The sequence below is a fragment of the Vibrio sp. FF145 genome (assembly GCF_041439075.1).
GTDB lineage: Bacteria > Pseudomonadota > Gammaproteobacteria > Enterobacterales > Vibrionaceae > Vibrio > Vibrio tasmaniensis_A.
The window spans coordinates 1-1,248 of sequence record NZ_JBGONH010000126.1 but is presented as its reverse complement, the minus strand read 5'-3'; the positions used below and the strand labels follow the sequence as shown (position 1 = coordinate 1,248).

Genomic DNA, 1,248 nt, shown 5'->3' with positions numbered 1-1,248 from the left:
CATTTAACTGATGCTCTAGACTTAACGGGGAGCATTACATGAGTACCTTTATTGAGCTGCTTCGTCAACACAACTCTACGCTTAAGCGTCACTATCATGCGCAGATGAATGGCGATATGCATCGGGCCATTGCGGCGATGCTCCGTTGCAAAACAGAGCAACAAGGTCGCTCACAGTGGTTCTGCAGCCACTGCCATCACGACGATCGATTACCGCTTTCTTGTGGTCACCGCCACTGCCCTCAATGCCAACAACGCACCACTTCTGACTGGCTACAACGTCAGCAACAAAAGCGGTTGCCTGTTCACTATTTCATGGTGACCTTCACTTTACCGTATCAACTAAGGGTTTTAGCAAGGCATCAACCTAAAGCGACATATAACGGTATGTTTAAGGTGGCATCGGGGGTTTTAAAGGATTTTGCGAAAAGACAGATGCAAGGTGAACTTGGGTTTACCGCCGTGCTGCATACCCACAGTCGGCAACGAAACTTGCACCCACACCTGCACATTATTGTGGCGGCAGGCCAATACGACCCATCAAGACAAACCTGGCACAAAGGCAACAAGCATTACCTTTTTAACGTGTTTGCTTTGGCCAAAGTCTGGCGAGCAAGAATGCTAGAAGCCATTAATCAACACCCAACGTTGTGGCTGCCGAGTGGCATTCCCAAACAATGGGTGGTCGATTGTAGGCAGGTTGGTTATGGTCAGGCTGCACTGAGCTATTTGTCGCGCTATCTCTATCGTGGAGTGTTGCCTGATGAATACATCATCCATATCACCGATGATACGGTCACGTTCCGCTATAAAGAGAGCCAGACCAATGCATGGCGAACGCGCACTTTGCCCATCCTTAAGTTCTTGCTGCTCATTTTGCAGCACGTGCTCCCCAAAGGGCTACAACGAGTTCGAGACTACGGATTTTTACGTGGTCAAGCACACGCCTTAAGAGTTCGTATTCAGCTGTTGCTGTTGAACTTGGTCTATAGGATGCCGCCAGTACCGGTAAGGAGCAAAGCGATACGAATCTGCCCTTGTTGTGAGCATGAAATGGCATGTGTTGGAGTAAGCCGACCCATGTAGCCGAAAGGCATTTGATAATAAGGAGAATGGCATTGACGAAAACAGAGGAGATGTGACAACGAAAGAAACGAAAAACAGCTAACTGTTTGATAAGATTGCTATCGCAATCTTATCTTGACCTCGCTCGCCTTGAGAAAAGCCTCAAAGCGATGTGCCCTTCAAA

At 48.2% G+C, this 1,248-nt stretch carries 1 protein-coding gene; it reads left to right on the top strand.

Translation table 11 applies throughout. The annotated features are described in order from the left end of the window. The first annotated feature begins 38 nt into the window (after positions 1-38). Positions 39-1,085 (top strand): transposase, encoded by a 1,047-nt coding sequence (locus ACED42_RS21785; RefSeq protein WP_371704146.1) that lies wholly within the window; start codon positions 39-41, stop codon positions 1,083-1,085. Positions 1,086-1,248: the final 163 nt, after the last annotated feature.